This window comes from Mucilaginibacter flavus (assembly GCF_030409315.1).
Taxonomy (GTDB): domain Bacteria; phylum Bacteroidota; class Bacteroidia; order Sphingobacteriales; family Sphingobacteriaceae; genus Mucilaginibacter; species Mucilaginibacter flavus.
Genome location: NZ_JAUFPS010000035.1, coordinates 17,660 through 36,858, shown reverse-complemented (window position 1 = coordinate 36,858; position 19,199 = coordinate 17,660). Strand labels below are relative to the sequence as shown.

Here is a 19,199-nt window from a genome sequence, read left to right as displayed (position 1 = left end):
TTAAAATCATGAAATTTTTAAAGAACATATGCTGTGTTTCGGGCTTGCTTTTGCTTTTTTTGGCCGGTTCATGTAAAAAAAATAAACAAACAGCCACGATAGTACCTAACGACCCGCCGGGCTCGCCTCCTAAAACCTGGCAGGAACATTGGGGCGGTCCGCATACATTTTTACTTAACCGGGTGTATTTTGATAGTGATGTAGCTGTATACTATGACCCATCGATGGATAGAACAGTAACCTGGCCGTTCAAAACCATGTCTGATACCTGGAAGTACGTTAAAAAAACATATGGTGCCTTTGGCGATTCGGCAAGGTTGTACGTGGTAATGCACGGGATATCAACTCCTTTTGAAGAAGTACTTGGTGGTGGGCACCCGGCATCATATTTTGATGAAAGCCACGATTATCGTAACGCCATTGACTGCGGCCTGGATGATTGGAAATACCCTACCGGCCAGCAAATTGGTATCCCCATTCATGAAACAGGTCATATAGTTTGTGGCGCCAATAACGGCGTAAAAGGCTCTCCCTCTGATGTGCTATGGGGCGATAGTAAGTTTATGGAGATATACAACTACGATGTGCTCATGAACATTGGCCGGCAGGATGAAGCCGCAAGGGTTTATGACCAGCTTAAGGCCCAGGTTGATACCTTTCCACGCGCGGGTTCGCAATGGTTTAAAAATTGGTTTTACCCCATTTATTCTAAATATGGCCATGCGGCGGTACTTAGTAAATACTTTAAGCTACTGGCAGCCAACTATCCTAAAATGCCAAACCCGCACGGAGCAGAGTATACGCAAAATTTAAATTGGGGCGAGTTTGTTCATTTTTGGAGTGGCGCAACCGGCGATAATATGAAAGCCCAGGCAACTTTTGCCTTTGGTTGGACTGATGAGTGGGAACAGCAATTCAGGCAGGCGCAAAAGGATTTTCCTAATGTGAAATACACCTATTAGATTTTTTAACAACAAGAAATTATAATAATGAAAGCCATTAATAAATTAAGCATTTTAATATGCATGGCCTGCCTTGTGCTATTAAGTGCCTGCAAAAAAGATTTAAACCAACCTAAGGGCATAACCTATGGTGGGCCACCGCCAAAAACCTGGCAGGAGCACTGGGGAGGTCCGCATGTTTACCTGTTAAAAAGAATGTACTATGATGCCGATGATGCCATATACTACGATCCCAATATGGATACGACGGTTACCTGGCCGTACAAAACCATGTCGAAAGTATGGCAGTACGCCAAGAAAACTTATGGTGCCTTTGGCGATTCATCACGTTTATACGTGGTGTTGCATGGAATAGTAACTCCGTTTGACGATCCTTTGGGCGGCGGGCACCCGGCATCGTACTTTGATGCCAGCCATGATTACCGCAACGCCATTGACTGCGGGTTAGGCGATTGGTCGACCCCGACCGGGCAAATCATTGGTATTCCGGTACACGAAACCGGTCACATAGTTTGCGGTGCCAACAACGGCGTACAAGGTTCACCATCTGATGTGCTTTGGGGAGATAGTAAATTTATGGAAATATACATCTACGATGTACTCATGAACGTGGGCATGCAGGATGAAGCAGGCCGGGTGTTTACGCAAATGCAATCGCAAACAGACAATTTTCCGCGTGCCAACACGCAGTGGTTCAAAAACTGGTTTTATCCTATTTATTCAAAATATGGGCATGCAGCAGTGTTGAGCAAGTATTTTCAGTTACTGGCGGCCAATTTTCCGAAAAAGAAAAATGCCATAGGATACCAGTATACCCGCGATTTAAACTGGGGCGAGTTTATTCATTTTTGGAGTGGTGCTACAGGTGTAAACTTAAAAGCGCAAGCTACCCTGGCCTTTGGTTGGAGCATGGAGTGGGAGCAAGAGCTCAAAAACGCGCAGGAGGATTTTCCTGCTATAAAATACCCTTATTGAAAACTTAATATCAGTTATAGTTAGCTTTTGGAAGGCCGTCAAAAAAGCTCCCGACGATAGTTTCGGTGGGGTAGTTACATCGCCGACGGAAAGCGTTGGCGGCCGCCATTAGTTTTTTAAATTATGGTTACCAATTACTTAAAACAAATACAAATGAAAAAAGCACTTGCTATTATGCTTACCGCCCTGGCACCTTGCCTGGCATCGGCACAAACAACTAATAATTTTACCATTACCGGTCATATTGGTAAACTCAACGCGCCCGCCAAGGCCTACCTTGATTTTATGGATAATATGGATAATGGTGCAAATCACATTGATTCGGCCGTGGTGATTAACGGTACTTTTAAATTTACCGGCCGTAACTCTGGCTACGCCACAGCACGTATGGCGCTTTCTCATGATGGCAGCGGTAAAGACAGGGCTATTTACACACCCAACGCGGATGTGATTTATATTTACTTTGGTAAAGAAACTATAGATATCACCTCTAAAGACTCTTTATCAAACGCTGTTTTTACCGGCTCAAAAGTTTATGACGAGTATCAGGCTTTTGTAAAAGCTACCGGAGGCACGGTAATGCAGTTTGCTAAGGAAGCCAATGCTGAGATCAGCAGTACGCCCGAGTTACAAAACGACCAGGATTTTATAAAAGAAGTAGGCGATAGGTATCACAAAAAAATGGATGATCATGCTGCCAAACAAATTCAGTTTGCCAAAGATCACCCAGATTCATACTTCGGTTTGGTAGGTTTATCTGAGGGTATTGGCAACAAGTTCGATCCTAAACAGGTGTTCCCGATTTTTAACGCCTTAAAAAAAGAATACCAGCAAACAGATGCAGGTAAAGAGCTAAAACAGCGCATTGAGGCTATGGAAAATATTGTGATTGGCGCGCAGGCACCTGCATTTACCCAAAATGATGTCAATGGCAAACCGGTTTCTTTAGCCAGTTACAAAGGCAAATATGTATTGGTTGATTTTTGGGCAAGCTGGTGTTCGCCATGCAGGGCAGAAAACCCTAACCTGGTAGATCAATATAAGATTTATAAAGACAAAGGTTTCGAAATCATTTCGGTATCGCTTGATAGCGACCATGCTAAATGGGCAAATGCAATTGCTGCCGATAACCTAACCTGGACCCATGTGTCTGATTTAAAAGGCTGGAATAATGCTGTTGGCCAATTGTATGGAGTAAGGGCAGTGCCGCAAAACTACTTGCTTGATAAAGATGGCAAAGTGATAGGTATAAACCTTAAAGGCGATGACCTGATTAAAAAGCTGGCCGAAACATTTAAAAACTAAATTAAAACCCAGGCTATATAATGGCTAAAAGCTTATCATGAATTTGCTTTGGCGGTTATATAGCCTGGGTTTTATAATATGTATTTTCATAAACAACTAATGAAGAAATTTCATTTCGTTTTCCTGGTAAGCGCCTTGCTGATACAATGCGCCTACGCCCAGCAAAACAAACCGAATAAAAGGGACGAGGCGCTAAAAGTTGGTATTCAAAAAGCTTACCCTGCCTGCGTACGTATGTGGGCCTATGATACATCGGCCAATAAGCGCACCGGTGGCCAGTTTAGCGGGGTGGTAGTGGATGGGGATCACCATATATTAACCGCCGCGCACGTTACCTGGCCTGGCCTTACCTACAAAGTAATGTTCCCGGATGGGCGGGAAGCAATTGCGGTAGCCCTGGGCAAAATTGAGTTGGCTACCGATAAAACCCGCCCTGATGTAGCCATGATGAAAATTATTACCAAAGGCGATTGGCCTTACGCGGATATGGGAAGTTCAGCGGCACTGGTGGCATCTGAACCATTAATCAGTATTGCCTATCCCGAAAGTTTAAACCAGGATAAGCCAACGGTACGGTTTGGCAAGGTAACCGAGGCGAAGAACAGCCGGGGATTTATTACGTCGACCTGTATGATGGAACCCGGTGATTCGGGAGGGCCGTTGTTTGATATCCGGGGTAAGGTTATCGGGTTGCACAGTGCTATTGAAGTGCCCGAAGATGATAATTACGATGTACCTGTTGATTTGTACAAAAAATATTGGAAAAGTATAATTAAACCTACGGTTTATACTTCATTGCCAGATAGTGACCCGGTAGCTGTTCCGTCTTCTGCCGGTCGCAACATTTTCAATGATCCGGTTGCAATTACTCCGTTAAAATTAAATGACGTTTCCATAACTGTTAACAGCAGTATTAATGGCATTAAACAGCAGGTGTTAGGGACGGTTTTCCTGGTAGATCAATTCAAGTTGAAGAAGGTTAGCGGCCACCACGTTATTGTGAGTAAAAGCTCAATGGTGGGAGATACGGCAACGGTTACTATGGGTGAAAAAAACATCGCAGTAACAATTATTTCCCGGGATAAGGAAAATGACCTGGTGCTGTTGGCCCCTGTTTCAGACATTAAGGGTGGCATAAACTATGAAAATATTATCAAGGATGCTACGTTGGATTTAGTAGCCGGTACTTTTTTGCGTTCGCCCCAACCCGATACAGCTGACGTTAACGGCACACTTGGTAGCAAATTATTCGCACTGCCAAAAGTGACCAACGCAGGGTACCTGGGCATATTTGTTGGTGATAATAGTGCTCCGGCATCGGCGTTGTGGATAAAGCCCAATTCGCCGGCGGCTAAAAACGGAATACTTGCAAAAGATGAGGTTGCGGAAATAAATACCGTTGCAATACATACCGCGGGTGAATTTAAAGCCGAATTGCAAAATCATTGGCCCGGTGATACCCTCACTTTGAAAATAAAAAGGGCTGGAACTTCATTTACCAAAACAATAACGCTGGGCATTGTGCCCGTAGTTCACTTTAACCACCCTGCCGAATTATTTGCAGGCGGTAAAAGCGGCAGAAGAGATGGCTTTAAAGAAGTGTTTGCCCATGATTCCAGGCTTACTCCTCAAAAATGCGGCGGACCGGTATTTGATTCGGCCGGGCATTTTTATGGGATCAATATCGGCAGGTATAGTCGCGCCGTTAGTATAGCTATTCCCTCAAAAATAGTATTGGGATTTATCGCCGGTTCAACTCAAAAGCGATAGCGCTTACCCTTGAAGCAATTTTAATTTTTTGTAAAGCATGCGTAGTGGCGCAACGATATATCGTTGCGCCACTACGTTATATCGTTGTTTGAAATTTTTGTGTTAGACGCGAAGATGTGTAGGATAGTCCATCTGTAAGAATAACAGGCATTATCGGCATCATTTACATTTTAATGTTACAATGGCCGGATTTATGAAAACACTTGTATTATGCCTGAATTACCTGTCAAACAAATGTGGAATAGTAAAACTGTAAAAGCGGAATTAACACTAAATTAGCGATTGATGTATAAAAAGAAAATCCTGATAGTTGAGGACGAATTTATTATTGCAGATGTACTAAGCAACATCCTCAAAACCGCCGGTTATGAGGTTTGCGCCATTGCCGATAGTGTGCAGGAAGCATTGGACATGTTGGCCCAGTTTGAACCCGAATTTGTACTGCTTGATATTTACCTTAAAGGAAAACTCACCGGGATTGACCTGGCGCACCGGTTAACAGAAAAAAATATTCCATTTATTTACATATCAGCAAACTCCAATCAAAAAGTGCTGGAGGCAGCCAAAGTAACCAATCCCTATGGTTTTGTAATTAAGCCGTTTAGGGAAAAGGATGTACTTATAGCGCTTGATATCGCGGTTTACCGGCATGAAAATAACCTGGAGGCGGGCTTAAAGCAAAACGCCGTATTGCAGAAAAAGATGGCCGAAATACTGGCATCGGGTATTAGCTGGGAGCAAAAAATACTGCAAATGGGTAAAACACTGCAGCCTTATATCCCTTTTGAGTTTTTATCGGTAGGGGCAAAGCAGGATAGTAATGTTGAGTTTTACGAAATAGCGTTTTCAAGGATAGGTTTTGATGAATATCAATTGATAGGTCCGGCTGAGCTGATGGTTATCACCAATTTAAAATCACATGAACTTGCGCAGCTTAAGGCAAATGATACTGCCGAGGTGATGGCCACCTGGTACGATGAAAACGAACTGAATGTTTTATTACGCCAGCCATCGCTTAAAAAGCTGTTTGTCGATACTTATAACTTAAAATCGCACTTATCATTACCTATATGTTTGCGGGGGGGCAAAACTGTTTATTTTAATTTTTACAGTCGCCGTACGGATGCTTACCAGGCAGATCACCTGGTGCTTTGCAACCGGTTGCAGCAGCTGTTAACCAGCTTTATGGAAAGTATTTTGCAGCTGCAAAATAACCCAATGGTTAATACGCTGCACAACTATTCTGTAAAGCAACCCATAAAACCAATTGAGCAACCTAACCCATTTAGCGGCATTATTGGCAGCAGCCATTTATTATTAACCGTTTTTGATAACGTGATACAGGTGTCAAGGGCCGATTCATCGGTGTTGATATTGGGTGAGAGCGGTACCGGGAAAGAAAAAATAGCCGAGCGTATTCATTCCCTGTCGTTACGTAAGGATAAGCCGTTTGTGCGTATCAATTGCGCGGCCATGCCTGCCTCGCTCATTGACTCTGAACTGTTTGGGCATGAAAAAGGCGCGTTTACCGGCGCGCACGAAAAAAAGATCGGTCGTTTTGAGCAGGCGCATACCGGCACCATTTTTTTGGATGAGATTGGCGAGTTGCCGCTGGAATCGCAATCGAAATTGCTTAGGGTGTTACAGGAAAAAGAAATTGAACGCATAGGCGGCAGGGTAACCATTAAAACAGATGTACGCATTATTGCCGCCACCAACAGGAATTTAGATAAAGAAGTGGCCGATGGCCGTTTCCGGCTCGACTTGTTTTATCGTATTAACGTATTCCCGATAGTGATGCCACCGCTACGCGAAAGGAAGGAAGATATTGCCGACCTGGCCCTACATTTCTTAAACATCTATAGCCGTAAAACGGGTAAAAATGTAAAGGGAATAGCACCGCAGGTTTTGGATAGTATGCTAAATTATCATTGGCCCGGCAACATACGCGAGCTGGAAAACCTGGTAGAGCGTAACGTACTGCTTACACGCGATGATATGATAACCAGTATGCAATTGCCAACATCTGTAGCCCAGGTAGCATATTCAGAACCTGCCGGCCCGGCTGTTACCACCATGAGCGAAGGCGAACGCGCGCACATATTAGCCGCCCTGAAAAAATGCAACGGCAAAATATGGGGCGAAGGCGGTGCGGCAAGCCTGCTCAACATCCCGCCAACTACACTTAATTCTAAAATGAAAAAGTTGGGCATCCGCAAAGATTTTGGAGCTTAGCCCTTTAAAGTTGCTGTTTTAGCAGCCACAATTTTATCGACACCAAGCCAAACCAACATCATTGCGGCAGGCAGTAATATGGCCGTTAAACCAATTTGCTTGCCCATTAACGCCCCTGCAAGGCATCCCACTAAAAATCCAACTATAAGCGTAGTCTGTTTTTTTAAACTTGCCCATATAGCGGCGTCTGCCGTTTTATTGGTAATGCAGGCAACCAGATCAAGCGAAAACTGGGTTACGTTGCCTGTCATTACCGTGGTGATGCCATAGGTAGCTTTGCCATATAATTTGCCAAAGGTATTTTGAAACGCCATTGCCGCAACAATCAGTAAAACAATTAATTGTACAATCCAGCTGGTTACATTTACGGGATGCAATGCTAGGGCGATAAGGCCGCTAACGAGCAGCAGCAAAGCTTCCAATAGGAGCAGGGTGTACATATTGCTCCACCTTTTTGCTATGCGGCCGCTCAGCATAATAGCCATTATAAAAACCGGAAAGGTGAGCAATTTTTGCCATGCCTTTGTATCGGTATGTTTGATAAGATCATAGGCAAACACAATAAAGTTGCCCGTAACATGGGCAGAAAATATTTCGCCGGCGGCAACAAAGGTCAATGTATCACAATAGCCGGCTACAAAACAAAGTAATAAAGTGGTGTTCCTGATCAGTTTTTCTGTTTCCATGATATTAGTTTTAAACCACTTAAAATTTTAAGGTGATGGTGCTGCCCAGCATCAGGATATCTTTACCCGGACCGGCCTCCTTTAAAAAATCGCCGGCGGTAAACCAGGTTAACTCCTCCCTAAAATACAGAAATTTATTGGGCGCATACTCCAGTGCTGTACCCAACTGTTTACCAATTTGTTTTGACGTGCCGCTTTTGCCGGAGTATAACATTTTACCGCTTACGGCATAAAGCCCATCGTTACGGCTCATGCGCCAAAATAAGTCATAATCTTCAGATAGCAGCAGCTTTTTAGTTAGGGCGAGCTGAACATATGGATGCACATCAAATAAATTTGAAGGGCCTATCAACGCTGCCAACCCAAAATAGGCTCCTTTAGGAAACAGCGGGTTAAAAGTATTAAGCCTGCCATCACCATAATTTTTATCGCCGCTTATGGCTTCTGTTTTTAACCCAACCTGCGGTTTTAATTTTGTTTCGGCAAAAGTATAAGCAACATTTGACGACATAGTCCAGGCCGAAATTTGGTCCTGTTTAAACCTGCCAAACTGGTAAAGCCCCTCAATATCATATTGCCAGGTATGCGTGGTTTCCCAAACGCGGGCGCCAACAGAGTGGCGCATTTCGCGTCCTTTTCCCTCATCAAAAACAGCGGTCTTTTTTAATATACCGAAGTAGTAAACATCAAAATTTTGTATCACGGGTACTTTGGTAACCGCCACATAGCTGCCCCAAAACCGGGTATTACTGTTAAATCCATCATCAAAAATGCCGGGTTTGGCTTGTACGTAGTGCGAATAAAAGAAATCTAATTTAATGTTTTGACGGGTGTACATCAGCTTAGCGGCGTCAAAAGCCTGCCGGTTGTTTGGTGCCTCGCGTACGGCTACCAGGCGTTGTGAACCATAGGAAAGTTCCTGCCTGCCCAGTCTTAAGGTAATGTTACCTCCGTTTTTTAAGGGTTCTGATAAGTCAAAAAATGCCTGGTGCAGGTCAAGCGGATTTTCATCAACCGGCGAGGGTGTTTCTGCCTCGCTGTTTGCCAAACTGCTTTGCAGCTGCACAAAGGCGCGGAAGTGGCTACCTGCATGAAAATCAACATGACCAAGGTAACGGGTTAATATAAAGCCATCTTTATCAACCGGGGCCGCGCCCCAATCCTGGTTTTCAAAATGGAAATACTGGTAGCGCACCTCGCCGCCAAAACTGAAATAAGTTTTTTTATCGGCCGATACAGGCTTAAATTTTAAACTATTGTACCAGTTGGCCGCTGTGTCTTTGGCCAGGTATGTATAGTTTTCATCGTACCTCAATTGCTTAAAGGAGTTTTCCTGCGCAAAGCAAGAGTAACATACCAGGAAGAGGATTATTGTACTAAAGGTTTTCATAACAAATGATTAAAAGGCTTATCAATAATTTGATTGTTTATGCCTTTACATTAGCTATTTATAGGCCTGTATTGTAAGTTATTGATAATGAGTTTTTTGTTTGGTTTTTGCTGTGGCTTGGATACTTGATTTCGGAATTTGGCGACTGGTTTTTATGATATAGCGTTGTTTGACGTAACCCATACATGTGCCAATAATTTGAAGAGTTAAAGCAGATAAAATGTCTGTAAATGACTGATCTACTGCTGTTGATAGGGGTTTTATGCTAAACTTTCAGGCAGCCTGATCACTATCGATGCCTAAACCGGGTAACGAATTATACTTAAGGGAAAAAATAGCCAATTTTGCTAAATGCCGGACACGTGTTTACGGGTAATTCCCAAACGTTTCATTTTGGAGTTGAGCGTTGTTGAAGGCACATCCAGTAATTCGGCAGCGCCACCGGGACCCGAAATACGGCCATTACACTTTTTAAGTACAGATAAAATGTAATCGCGTTCGTTATCGTCTATTGATTTTACTTGCGTAGGTTCGGTAACAACGCTTTCAGTTGGGGTTAATTTGTTGGCGATGGAAACCCGGTCTATCAGAGTACCTTTGCTTAACAGCACGCTGCGTTCTACCATATGTTCCAACTCGCGCACGTTGCCGGGCCAGTGGTAGCTATCAAGGTCATTTAAAGCCTGGGCAGAAAACGTCATACCGGGTTTGCCGGCCTTTTCGCCATATTTTTTTGCAAAATAGTTGGCAAGTACCGGTAGGTCTTCCTTTCTATCGCGTAGGGCGGGTAGCAAAATAGGGAATATGTTTAAGCGATAATACAAATCAAGGCGAAATTTACCGGCGGCTACTTCCTTCTCCAGGTTACAATTTGTTGCGGCAATTACTCTAACATCAACCTTTAAGGTTTCGCGGCCGCCCAGTCGTTCCACTTCCTTTTCCTGTAAAACCCTTAAAAGTTTCGCCTGTGATTCCAGGGGCAGCTCGCCTATTTCATCTAAAAAAATAGTACCGCCATTGGCCTGTTCAAATTTTCCAATCCGCCGGTCAACCGCCCCTGTAAAGGCTCCTTTTTCGTGTCCAAATAGTTCTGATTCTATCAGCTGGCTGGGTAAAGCGGCGCAGTTTACTACCACTATTTGCTTGTTTTTTCGCGCCGATAGGTTATGTATCGATTTAGCAAACCGTTCTTTACCAGTTCCGCTTTCTCCTAAAATTAATACCGAAGTTTCCATGGGGGCCACCAATGCCAGGTGGTCAAGCGCGGTAAGCAATAAATGGCTGCTACCTATAATGCCATCAAAGCCAGGTTTTTCTGCCGGTTTTTTCTGCTGCTGTTGCTGTGTTAAAGGTTGTTCTTTAGCAGGTTCGGGGAGGGCTGCCGGGTTAGTCAATATCCCGTCAATTACGGGTGCTAAACTTTTTTGCAGTCGTTTAGCTAATGCTAAATGGCGGCTGTTATAGGCATCACTTTTACGGTTGTAAAATGAAAAGGTAAAGCCTGTATGCCCCGGTACGGGAATGTAAATAACCAGGTTGGCAGTCATATTAAACATCCGGGCCACCAGGTTTTTTTCGGCATTTTGGCGGCAAATAGCGCTAAAGGCGGCATCGATATATATTCCTGTTTCATGATCCCCAGCGGCTGGTTCCTGTACCTTTAACAGATCAGCTTTTTTTAAACCGCTTATGTTAAGCAACTCGTCAAACCCTATTACCTGGTACTCATTAAAACCCAGGCGCAAAAAGCCGCGACCATGGTAAGGCAAACTATCCAGGTTTTTCATCCCAATGGCCAAATAATCAAAAGGGATATGTGGTTGCATCAGCTTGGCAATTTTCAAAAGTTTTTGCTCCCATGGGGCGGCATCGCTCATCAGATCGGTAAGGGTGCCTTGCAGTAATAATTCGCTGTTTCTTCGCGCGGCCATGTTTTGCTCATGCAGGTATTGCGCAATGTCCAGGCTTACCAATACGTCCTTTTCCCTAAAGGGTTTAACCATAAAACCGTAAGGGTTGGTCGCCTTAGCCTCTTCTAAAATTTTTTGATTGGAGTTAGCCGATAGGTAAACAAAGGCAATGTTTGCCTCGCTTAGTTGCCGGGCCAGATCGATACCTGTTAAACGACCTTTTAAGTGAATATCCAGCAATACCAGTTGCGGTTGATATTTATCTATCATCTCCTTTGCTTCATCTACAGAATCGGCTATGCCACAAACATCATAGCCGGCATTTTCGAGCATGATCGATAAATCATTGGCAACTATAAACTCGTCCTCTACAATCAAAATCTTTTTATTCATAACAAATGGTTTAAACTGCTTTTAAAAGCTTTTCATCAACAAAATTTACTTCAATGCTTGTTCCTTCATGGCTTTCAACTGTAAGACTTCCGCCCAATTGTTTACTTAAACCACGCATTAAACTCATGCCTAATGATTTGCTTTTAGAAATATCTGTTGGTTTATGAAAGCCAATGCCGTTATCCTGTATCTTTAAAGTAAAGGAGTGTTCATCAGCTGGTCCAAGGCTAATGTTGATATATCCCTTTCTACCATCCGGGAAAGCATATTTAATAGCATTAGTAATGGCTTCGTTAAGGATAAGCCCCAGCGGCACCGCGCGGGTAACATCCAGTTCAATAGCGGCAATATCCGCTTCAAATTCTATGCGGGTGCCAGTATCAAAACTTTCTTTAAGGTAATCAACCAAATCGCAGATGTACGATTTGATATCCACCAGCGCCAGGTTTTCTGACTGATAAAGCTTTTGATGTATTAACGAGATAGATTGCATCCGGTGCTGGCTTTCCCTGATGGCATTATAAGCAATATCATTATGGAGGTAAGTGGATTGAGTGTTTAGCAGGCTGATAACAATTTGAAGATTGTTTTTAACCCGGTGATGGATCTCCTTCATCAGCCACTCTTTCTCTTCAAGCAAGCCGTCTTTTTCCTGTACCAGTTGTATTAAGGAATTATTCTTTTCCTCAATTTCGAGGCGCTGAGCCTGCAGCTTGCGGTTAGTACGTTGTTTTTGGCGATAACCGTTAATAGTAAAACCCAGCAAGATAGCCAGTAACACAGCCGCGCAAATGGTAAGGCGTTGTGTAAGCTTTTCCTGCCTTAAGTTTGCCTGCTGTAACCGGGCCTGATTGGATAATAAATGAATACGATTTTCTTTTATTTTGAGCGATTGATCTTTCTTTTCCGTTTCGTACTCCACCTGTAGCTGGGATATTTGCCTGCTTTGGGTTTCATTAAATACCGAATCTTTAACTATTCCATACTTTTTATAACTTTTCAAAGCGTCGGCATACTTGCCCTCTGCCGAATCTAAACGAGCCTCTAACTGGTAGGCGCTTGCCGTGGCAAGCCTGTTGTGATGTACGGTAGCAATCCGTTGCAGTTGTGCCAGTTCACGGCGGGCGGGTACGTCTTGCAATGTAACCACATAATAATCGCTCAGCACCTGGTGAATAACCTGTTGAAGGCCCGTGTTTGGGTCCATACCGGCGCTATATTGTTCCAGCTTTTGGCTGTAGGGTCGCGCATTATCAAACTGTTTAAGACTAAAGTACGATTTAAGGAAAACCACCGAATAAGCAGCTTTAGATGAAAGATCCTGAGGGGGGTAGTTTTTAAACGCCGTAGTAAGCATTCTGATAGATTCTGCCGGTCTGCCCGTACCGGTATATATAGTTGATAAATTCACATTTTCGTTAATGATGCTTGACGTATCCTTGTATTTAAGCGCTACCGCCAACGATTTCTTATAGTATGCATAGGCCTTGTCATATATCTTCATTTTATAATAGGTCATGCCTACCCGGTTATACAATGGGCATAAGTTTATCGAGGTGTCTTTCAGCCGCTCGGCTTCCCTGATACCCAGTAAACCATATTTTACGGCCTGGTTAAAATCGCCGCTAACATTGTATACGGTTCCCAGCAAATCATACAAACCTTCCAGATCATTGTAGTTGATGGATTTATAAAGCGTTAAGGCCAGGTGTAAATCTTCTAATGATTTTGAATACTGCCCCTTTACCTGGTAAAAATCACCAAGAATGCCCAGCGTTGCTGCCTGGCGCGCAGTTGCGCCGGCTTGTTTAAACAGGGGCAAAGCCTGTTCGTAATAGGCTATCCTTACATTAAAATCAGTACCCTTAAAAAACTGGTAGTATTCTTCCAGTTTTAAGTATGATTCTGCCGCATCGCGTTTAAGGTTATTTTTTAAAAATACAGCAATAGCTTTGTACACATTGCCTTTGCAATTGGCGCTATCCTGTTTAATCTCATAACTATGTGCTAATTGCATGTAGCTATTGCCCAATCCTTTAGCAAACATAAGCGAGGTGCTTAGTTTTCCGGCCTGGTTGGCGTAGTTTATCGCACTACCCAGGTCTGCAGGTGTGGGCTTCGCGATGCCGTTATAATAGCCGCTTAGCTTTAGCAATAAGTTAACTTTTTGGGTATCGGCCGGGCTGCTTTTTAACTGTTGTTTTAATAATTCGGGGCTTGGTGCTTGTGCAAAGCCTGTTATATTTTGTACCAACATAACGCAGGCTATCATCATGATACGGGCACAAGCATACGTTTTGTTTTTATTGATCATACTTTTATCCCGCATTGACGCAATTAATGCTCATTTTATTTAAGTTGTTGATTTTTAGGTATTTGATTTTATTTAGGATAAGGTGGTGCTGCTAAATACATCGTCAAATGACGATAATTCGTCAAATGACGATGTATCCCCGGCAAAAGTGATGGCTATGCTTACGCCATTTTTATTTTTTACCGATAGCTGCCCGTTCAGTTGCCGGCACATGCTGGTCATTAAATTAATGCCGAGGGATTTGCACAGATCTATATTAAACCCAGGCGATAAGCCTTTACCGTTATCAGCAACAGATAAATTTAATTGTTGATCGCCCGCGCAGCTTAGCTCAATATCAATGCGGCCGCTGCCATCTGCCGGGAAGGCGTGTTTAATGGCGTTGCTGATGGCTTCGTTCAGTATCAGTCCTATGGGCACTGCTTTAAGTACGTCCAATTCGATATCGGCAATATCAATGTTAAAATGTATTCGGGCAGCGTCGTCAAAACTCTGTCTTAGGTACTGGATAAGCTCGTGCGTGTACTCTCTCATATTAATGAGCGCCCTGCTTTCTGATTGATACAGTTTTTGGTGAATAAGCGATATGGACTGCATACGGTGCTGACTTTGCCTGATGGCCGATGTGGCGTGCGGATCATTAAGATAAGCCGATTGGGTATTTAATAAACTGATAACCACCTGCAGGTTATTTTTAACCCGGTGATGTATTTCTTTAATGAGCAGTTCCTTTTCATCAAGCAGGTTGTCTTTTTGCGCGGCAAGTTGTTGTAAGGCCTCATTCTTTTGGTTGATGGCTTTTTCCTGTTCCTGTAACCGCGCATTTGCCCGCTTTTTTAGCCGGAAGCTTAAATAACCAATGGGTAGCAGCAAGGCAGTAATGAGCGCTACAATAAAAATAATCGTCCGGATAGCTCGTGTTTGACTAAGGTTAATATCTGTCAGTTTGTTTTGGCCGGTAAGCAGGTCTATATTTTTTTCGCGGACGGTAATCTCATTATCCTTCTTGGCCGTTTGATACAGTTGCTTTAGCTTTTTTATCTGCCCCTGGCTTGTTATATTAAGTAAGGAATCTTTTAGTTGCCTGTATTGAATAAAATGATGAATGGCCGATTGATAGTTTTTATGAAGCGAGTCGGTATGACTTGCATTTAATAGCAGCTTAAGTCGCGCTGCACCTGCATCGGTTTTTAGTACCTGCGCGGATGCCGTAACCTGTAAACAAAGCAATAACCCTATAGCTAAAACTATCCTCATATAGTACGCGGCATTACATAAAGCAAGCCAAGTATAGTTTTAACTACTATTTTGATAGAAAAAGCCTGCTTACTAACCGTTTGGTTTCAAAAAACTTCTGGTTGGTAATAATGCAACATCCGCCGGCCGTTGCACGCGCTATGTTGGCAACGGTATATCGTTGTGGTTTATTGGTGGTGTTTTTTACCTTATGTCGTTATCCCGCGCTACTTTATAACGATATAAAGCGATAATTTTTCATTGTTTTATTTTAATTAATTGATTATTAGGTACTTGTAATGATGGCTTGTTGCTTGCCATAAATGGTTCGTCGTGAATTAATATCGACAATCATCATGAAAGCAACAAATTCAAAAACCATTGTATTTATTACTGGTGCATTTGTGAGCAGTGCCTGCTGGGACGAATGGAAAACATACTTTGAGCAAAGGGGCTACCAAACCCTTGCACCTGCCTGGCCACATAAAGATGCCCCTGCATGCACACTACGCCAAAGGCATCCCGATGCCGATGTAGCCAGCCAGCGCCTGGCCAACCTAACCGCTTACTACGCAGATATTGTAAAACAATTACCAGAGAAACCTATCCTCATAGGCCATTCTATGGGTGGGTTAATTACTCAACTGCTGTTACAGCAAAGCCTTGCTACGGCTGGCATTGCCATCCACTCATTGCAGCCGCAGGGTGTTTTTACCTTTAAATGGTCGTTTTATAAAGCAGGGTGGCCGGCACTGGGCTTTTTTACATCGGCCAAAAAAACTTACCTCATGTCTTTTGCCGAGTGGCAGTACGCTTTTACTAACGGCATGCCTTATGACGCTCAAAAGGAAGCCTATTACAACCTGCTTGTGCCCGAATCAAAATTGGTGGTAAGGGATGCAACTACGGCGGCCGCCAAAATCGACTTTAAACGCCCTCACGCTCCCTTATTGTTTATTGCCGGTAGTACAGATCGTTTTATACCTGCATCGCTCAATTACTCCAATTACAAAAAATATACAGATAAGCAATCCATAACCGATTACAAGGAATTTGAAGGACGCAATCATTTTGTATTGGGGCAGCCCACCTGGCAGGAAAATGCCGATTACATATTGAATTGGATACAAAAGCTTTAAACCATCTTAACTATAAAACCAATGAAAACTTTACCCCTTATGGCAGTACAACTGCTTAAAAAAACTTTGCTGCTACTACTGTTTTTACCGGCCGCAGTATTTGCCCAGCAAAAGGCCGATCTGATTATTTACAACGCCAAAGTTGCCACCATGGCAAAGCCCGGCGAATTTAAACAGGCCATAGCCATGCAAAACGGGCTGATCCTGGCTACAGGTAATTCGCAGGAAATTTTAAACAACTATAAAAATGCCACAACCAAATTAGTTGATGCCGATGGGAAAACGGTAGTTCCCGGCTTAAATGACAGCCATATGCACGCCATTAGGGAAGGGCTTAATTTTAATATGGAGTTGCGCTGGGATGGTGTGAAAACGCTTAAACGCGCTATGGAAATGTTAAAAGAGCAGGCCGCGCGTACGCCGCCCGGTGCCTGGGTTAAAGTAGTAGGCGGCTGGAACGAGTTTCAGTTTGAAGAAAAAAGGCAACCCACTATTGACGAGATCAACGCAGCCGTACCAGATAAACCTGTATTTATTACCTACCTGTACGGTAAAGCTTTCCTTAATAAAAAGGGGATAGAAGTACTTGGGTACGATAAAAATACCAACTACCCGGGCAGCCTGGTAGAACTGGATAGCGATGGTAAACCAACGGGTTTGCTATATGCCAAAGAAACGCCCATGGCCATTTACCGCACGCTGGCGCTTACAGGCACGCTTACTCCCGAAGAAAGGATCAACAGTTCGGAATATTTTTACAGGGCGATCAACAGCTTTGGTATTACCAGTGTGGTTGATGCCGCCGGTGGATCGCAAAATTACGATGCTGATTACCAGGCCTCATTAGCATTGGCCAAAAGCGGTAAGTTAACCGTACGTGCCGCGTATTATTTATTTGCCCAGCAAAAAGGAAAAGAGTTTGCCGATTATGAAAAATGGATAGGCCAAACCTATCCTAATAAAAACGACCATTTGCTGATGGCCAACGGTTATAATATGGAAGGCGCGGGCGAAAACCTGATAGCATCTGGTGCTGATTTTGAAAATTTCCTGGAACCAAGGATTGTGCTATCGCCCGAAATGGAGACAGACCTGGAACCGGTGATCAGGTTGTTGGTGAAAAACCGCTGGCCATTCCGTTTGCATGCTACCTATGGCGAATCTATCGACAGGATGCTCAACGTGTTTGAAAAAGTTAACAAGGATATGCCCTTTAACGGCTTGCGATGGTTTTTTGACCACGCCGAAACCATCACCGATCCGGAACTGGCTCGTGTTAAAGCGCTTGGCGGCGGCATAGCGGTACAGTTCAGGATGTATTACCAGGGCGAACTTTATACCAAAATGTATGGTCAGCCCACAACCCAGCTTCCTCCTATTAAAAAGATGCTGGCTATGGGTATCCCCGTAGGCATGGGTACCGATGCACCCCGCATTTCAACTTACAACCCCTGGATGGCGCTTCACTGGCTGTTAACCGGCAAAACCATAGGAGGGATGCAGTTTTGGCCGCAAGACCAGGTGCTGGATAAGTTTACCGCGCTAAAATTATATACCAATGGCAGCGCCTGGTTTTCTGGTGAGCAGGATGTTAAAGGTAAACTGGTTAAAGGTATGTATGCCGATATGGTTATCCTATCAAACGATTACTTCACCGTCAATCCCGACGATGTAAAACACATCACATCCTTAATGACAGTGGTTAACGGGAAAATAGTATACGCGGCTGGTAAATACGCCGGTGAAAGCCCCGCGATGCCCGAAGTGATACCTGCCTGGTCGCCGGTAAAATACTTTGGCGGCTATCAAAAATAATCATCAGGTCAACATTCAACTTTAAAACCAATACAATGAAAAAGTTAAACTTAAAAATGGCTATAGCCGGCATACTGCTATGCCTAAGCCAAATTGCCTTTGCGCAAATGCCGCTGCCGCCAGTAGTGCCCATCTGGGATGCAAATAAAGTAACGCTGGGGCTGCATAAAATAGGCGATAATATTTACGCCATTATCCCAACCACTGCCGAAACCGAAACAAGTAAAGGTATCCCCCAAGCTACAACAGGTGGGTTTATAGTGGGCGATAAAGGTGTTTTACTTATTGAAGTAATGATGAGTAAACGCCTTTATGATCAGGAAGTGGCGCTTATTAAGTCGGTAACAGATAAGCCCATTATTTTTGCTGTGAATACCAGCGATCACGGAGATCATTGCTTCAGCAACTACCTGTTGCCGCCCGCAACTATCATTATCCAAAATGAGTTTGCAAAGCAAAGGCTTTCGGCACAGTATGATGGTATTAAAGATTTCATGACCACTTTATTTGGCACCGGGCGCGGCATTGAAAGCTCGGTTTTCAGACCGGCAGACCTGGTGATCCCCAAAAACAGCAATCTGAAGCTTGATTTAGGTGGTGGCAAAATAGTGGAGCTGTTAAACGTAGGCACAGCGCAATCTCCGGCCGATTTGTTTGTATGGATGCCCAATCAAAAAAAATTTTGGGCAGGAAATCCTTTTATTGCCGAAAGCCCTGCCATACCATGGTTATTTGACGGCTTTTTTCTTGAGCCCACAGCCAACCTTAAACGGATGTACGATTTTTTACCCGATGATGCCATCGTAATACCGGGCCATGGCCGCATTACCAACAAAGCAGGCATCAAATACACTATAGATTATGTAGAGGAGCTTAAAAAAGAGGTAGAGGCCGCCGTTGATAAAGGCCTAACCCTGGCGCAAACCAAAGAAACCGTAACCATGAAAGATTACGATAAGGGCTACGTACTGTTTAACTGGCTGCATTACAATTTTAACCTGCCCAACGCCTATAAAGATATCAGCGATAACAAGAAAAAATAACACATCAATAACACATCAATAACACA

General features: G+C 43.6%; 13 protein-coding genes. 8 read left to right on the top strand and 5 right to left on the bottom strand.

All coding sequences use genetic code 11. The features are described 5' to 3' along the window. The first annotated feature begins 8 nt into the window (after positions 1–8). The 5 genes from QWZ17_RS16160 (at position 9) to QWZ17_RS16140 (ending at position 7,247) form a co-directional block, all read left to right on the top strand. Complete coding sequence (locus QWZ17_RS16160; protein ID WP_290306306.1) at positions 9–962, top strand: hypothetical protein; 954 nt, start codon at positions 9–11, stop codon at positions 960–962. A 27-nt stretch (positions 963–989) separates the two neighbouring features. Beyond that, positions 990–1,937 carry a hypothetical protein gene (locus tag QWZ17_RS16155; RefSeq protein WP_290306305.1) on the top strand — a complete coding sequence of 316 codons (948 nt, stop codon included), beginning with the start codon at positions 990–992 and terminating at the stop codon, positions 1,935–1,937. A 153-nt stretch (positions 1,938–2,090) separates the two neighbouring features. Beyond that, positions 2,091–3,242, top strand: a complete 1,152-nt coding sequence (locus QWZ17_RS16150) for a TlpA disulfide reductase family protein (RefSeq protein ID WP_290306304.1) — start codon at positions 2,091–2,093, stop codon at positions 3,240–3,242. Between the two features lie 99 nt (positions 3,243–3,341). Then, positions 3,342–5,012, top strand: coding sequence for a trypsin-like peptidase domain-containing protein (locus QWZ17_RS16145; RefSeq protein ID WP_290306303.1), 1,671 nt, complete (start codon positions 3,342–3,344; stop codon positions 5,010–5,012). A gap of 285 nt (positions 5,013–5,297) precedes the next feature. Beyond that, complete coding sequence (locus QWZ17_RS16140; protein WP_290306302.1) at positions 5,298–7,247, top strand: sigma 54-interacting transcriptional regulator; 1,950 nt, start codon at positions 5,298–5,300, stop codon at positions 7,245–7,247. On the opposite strand, the gene QWZ17_RS16135 is transcribed toward QWZ17_RS16140, so the two are convergent. The 5 genes from QWZ17_RS16135 to QWZ17_RS16115 form a co-directional block, all read right to left on the bottom strand. Continuing rightward, positions 7,244–7,933 (bottom strand): YoaK family protein, encoded by a 690-nt coding sequence (locus QWZ17_RS16135; RefSeq protein WP_290306301.1) that lies wholly within the window; start codon positions 7,931–7,933, stop codon positions 7,244–7,246. The two genes, QWZ17_RS16140 and QWZ17_RS16135, sit on opposite strands and share 4 nt — an antisense overlap. Positions 7,934–7,952: 19 nt before the next feature. Next, complete coding sequence (locus tag QWZ17_RS16130) at positions 7,953–9,323, bottom strand: alginate export family protein (protein WP_290306300.1); 1,371 nt, start codon at positions 9,321–9,323, stop codon at positions 7,953–7,955. A 347-nt stretch (positions 9,324–9,670) separates the two neighbouring features. Beyond that, entirely contained in the window at positions 9,671–11,626 is a 1,956-nt protein-coding gene (locus tag QWZ17_RS16125) for a sigma 54-interacting transcriptional regulator (RefSeq protein ID WP_290306299.1), read from the bottom strand. 10 nt (positions 11,627–11,636) lie between these two features. Then, the gene (locus QWZ17_RS16120; protein ID WP_290306298.1) at positions 11,637–13,940 is read right to left on the bottom strand and encodes a tetratricopeptide repeat-containing sensor histidine kinase; all 2,304 of its coding nucleotides are present in this window, start codon (positions 13,938–13,940) and stop codon (positions 11,637–11,639) included. A 72-nt stretch (positions 13,941–14,012) separates the two neighbouring features. Continuing rightward, entirely contained in the window at positions 14,013–15,197 is a 1,185-nt protein-coding gene (locus tag QWZ17_RS16115; RefSeq protein WP_290306297.1) for a sensor histidine kinase, read from the bottom strand. Positions 15,198–15,532: 335 nt separating this feature from the next. Between QWZ17_RS16115 and QWZ17_RS16110 the strand changes: the two genes are divergently transcribed. Genes QWZ17_RS16110 through QWZ17_RS16100 form a run of 3 tightly spaced genes read left to right on the top strand, consistent with a single transcriptional unit; the run spans position 15,533 to position 19,173 of the window. Next, positions 15,533–16,315 carry an alpha/beta hydrolase gene (locus QWZ17_RS16110; protein ID WP_290306296.1) on the top strand — a complete coding sequence of 261 codons (783 nt, stop codon included), beginning with the start codon at positions 15,533–15,535 and terminating at the stop codon, positions 16,313–16,315. 21 nt (positions 16,316–16,336) lie between these two features. After that, positions 16,337–18,130 (top strand): amidohydrolase, encoded by a 1,794-nt coding sequence (locus QWZ17_RS16105; protein ID WP_290306295.1) that lies wholly within the window; start codon positions 16,337–16,339, stop codon positions 18,128–18,130. Positions 18,131–18,165: 35 nt separating this feature from the next. Beyond that, positions 18,166–19,173, top strand: a complete 1,008-nt coding sequence (locus tag QWZ17_RS16100; RefSeq protein ID WP_290306294.1) for an MBL fold metallo-hydrolase — start codon at positions 18,166–18,168, stop codon at positions 19,171–19,173. Positions 19,174–19,199 lie beyond the last annotated feature (26 nt).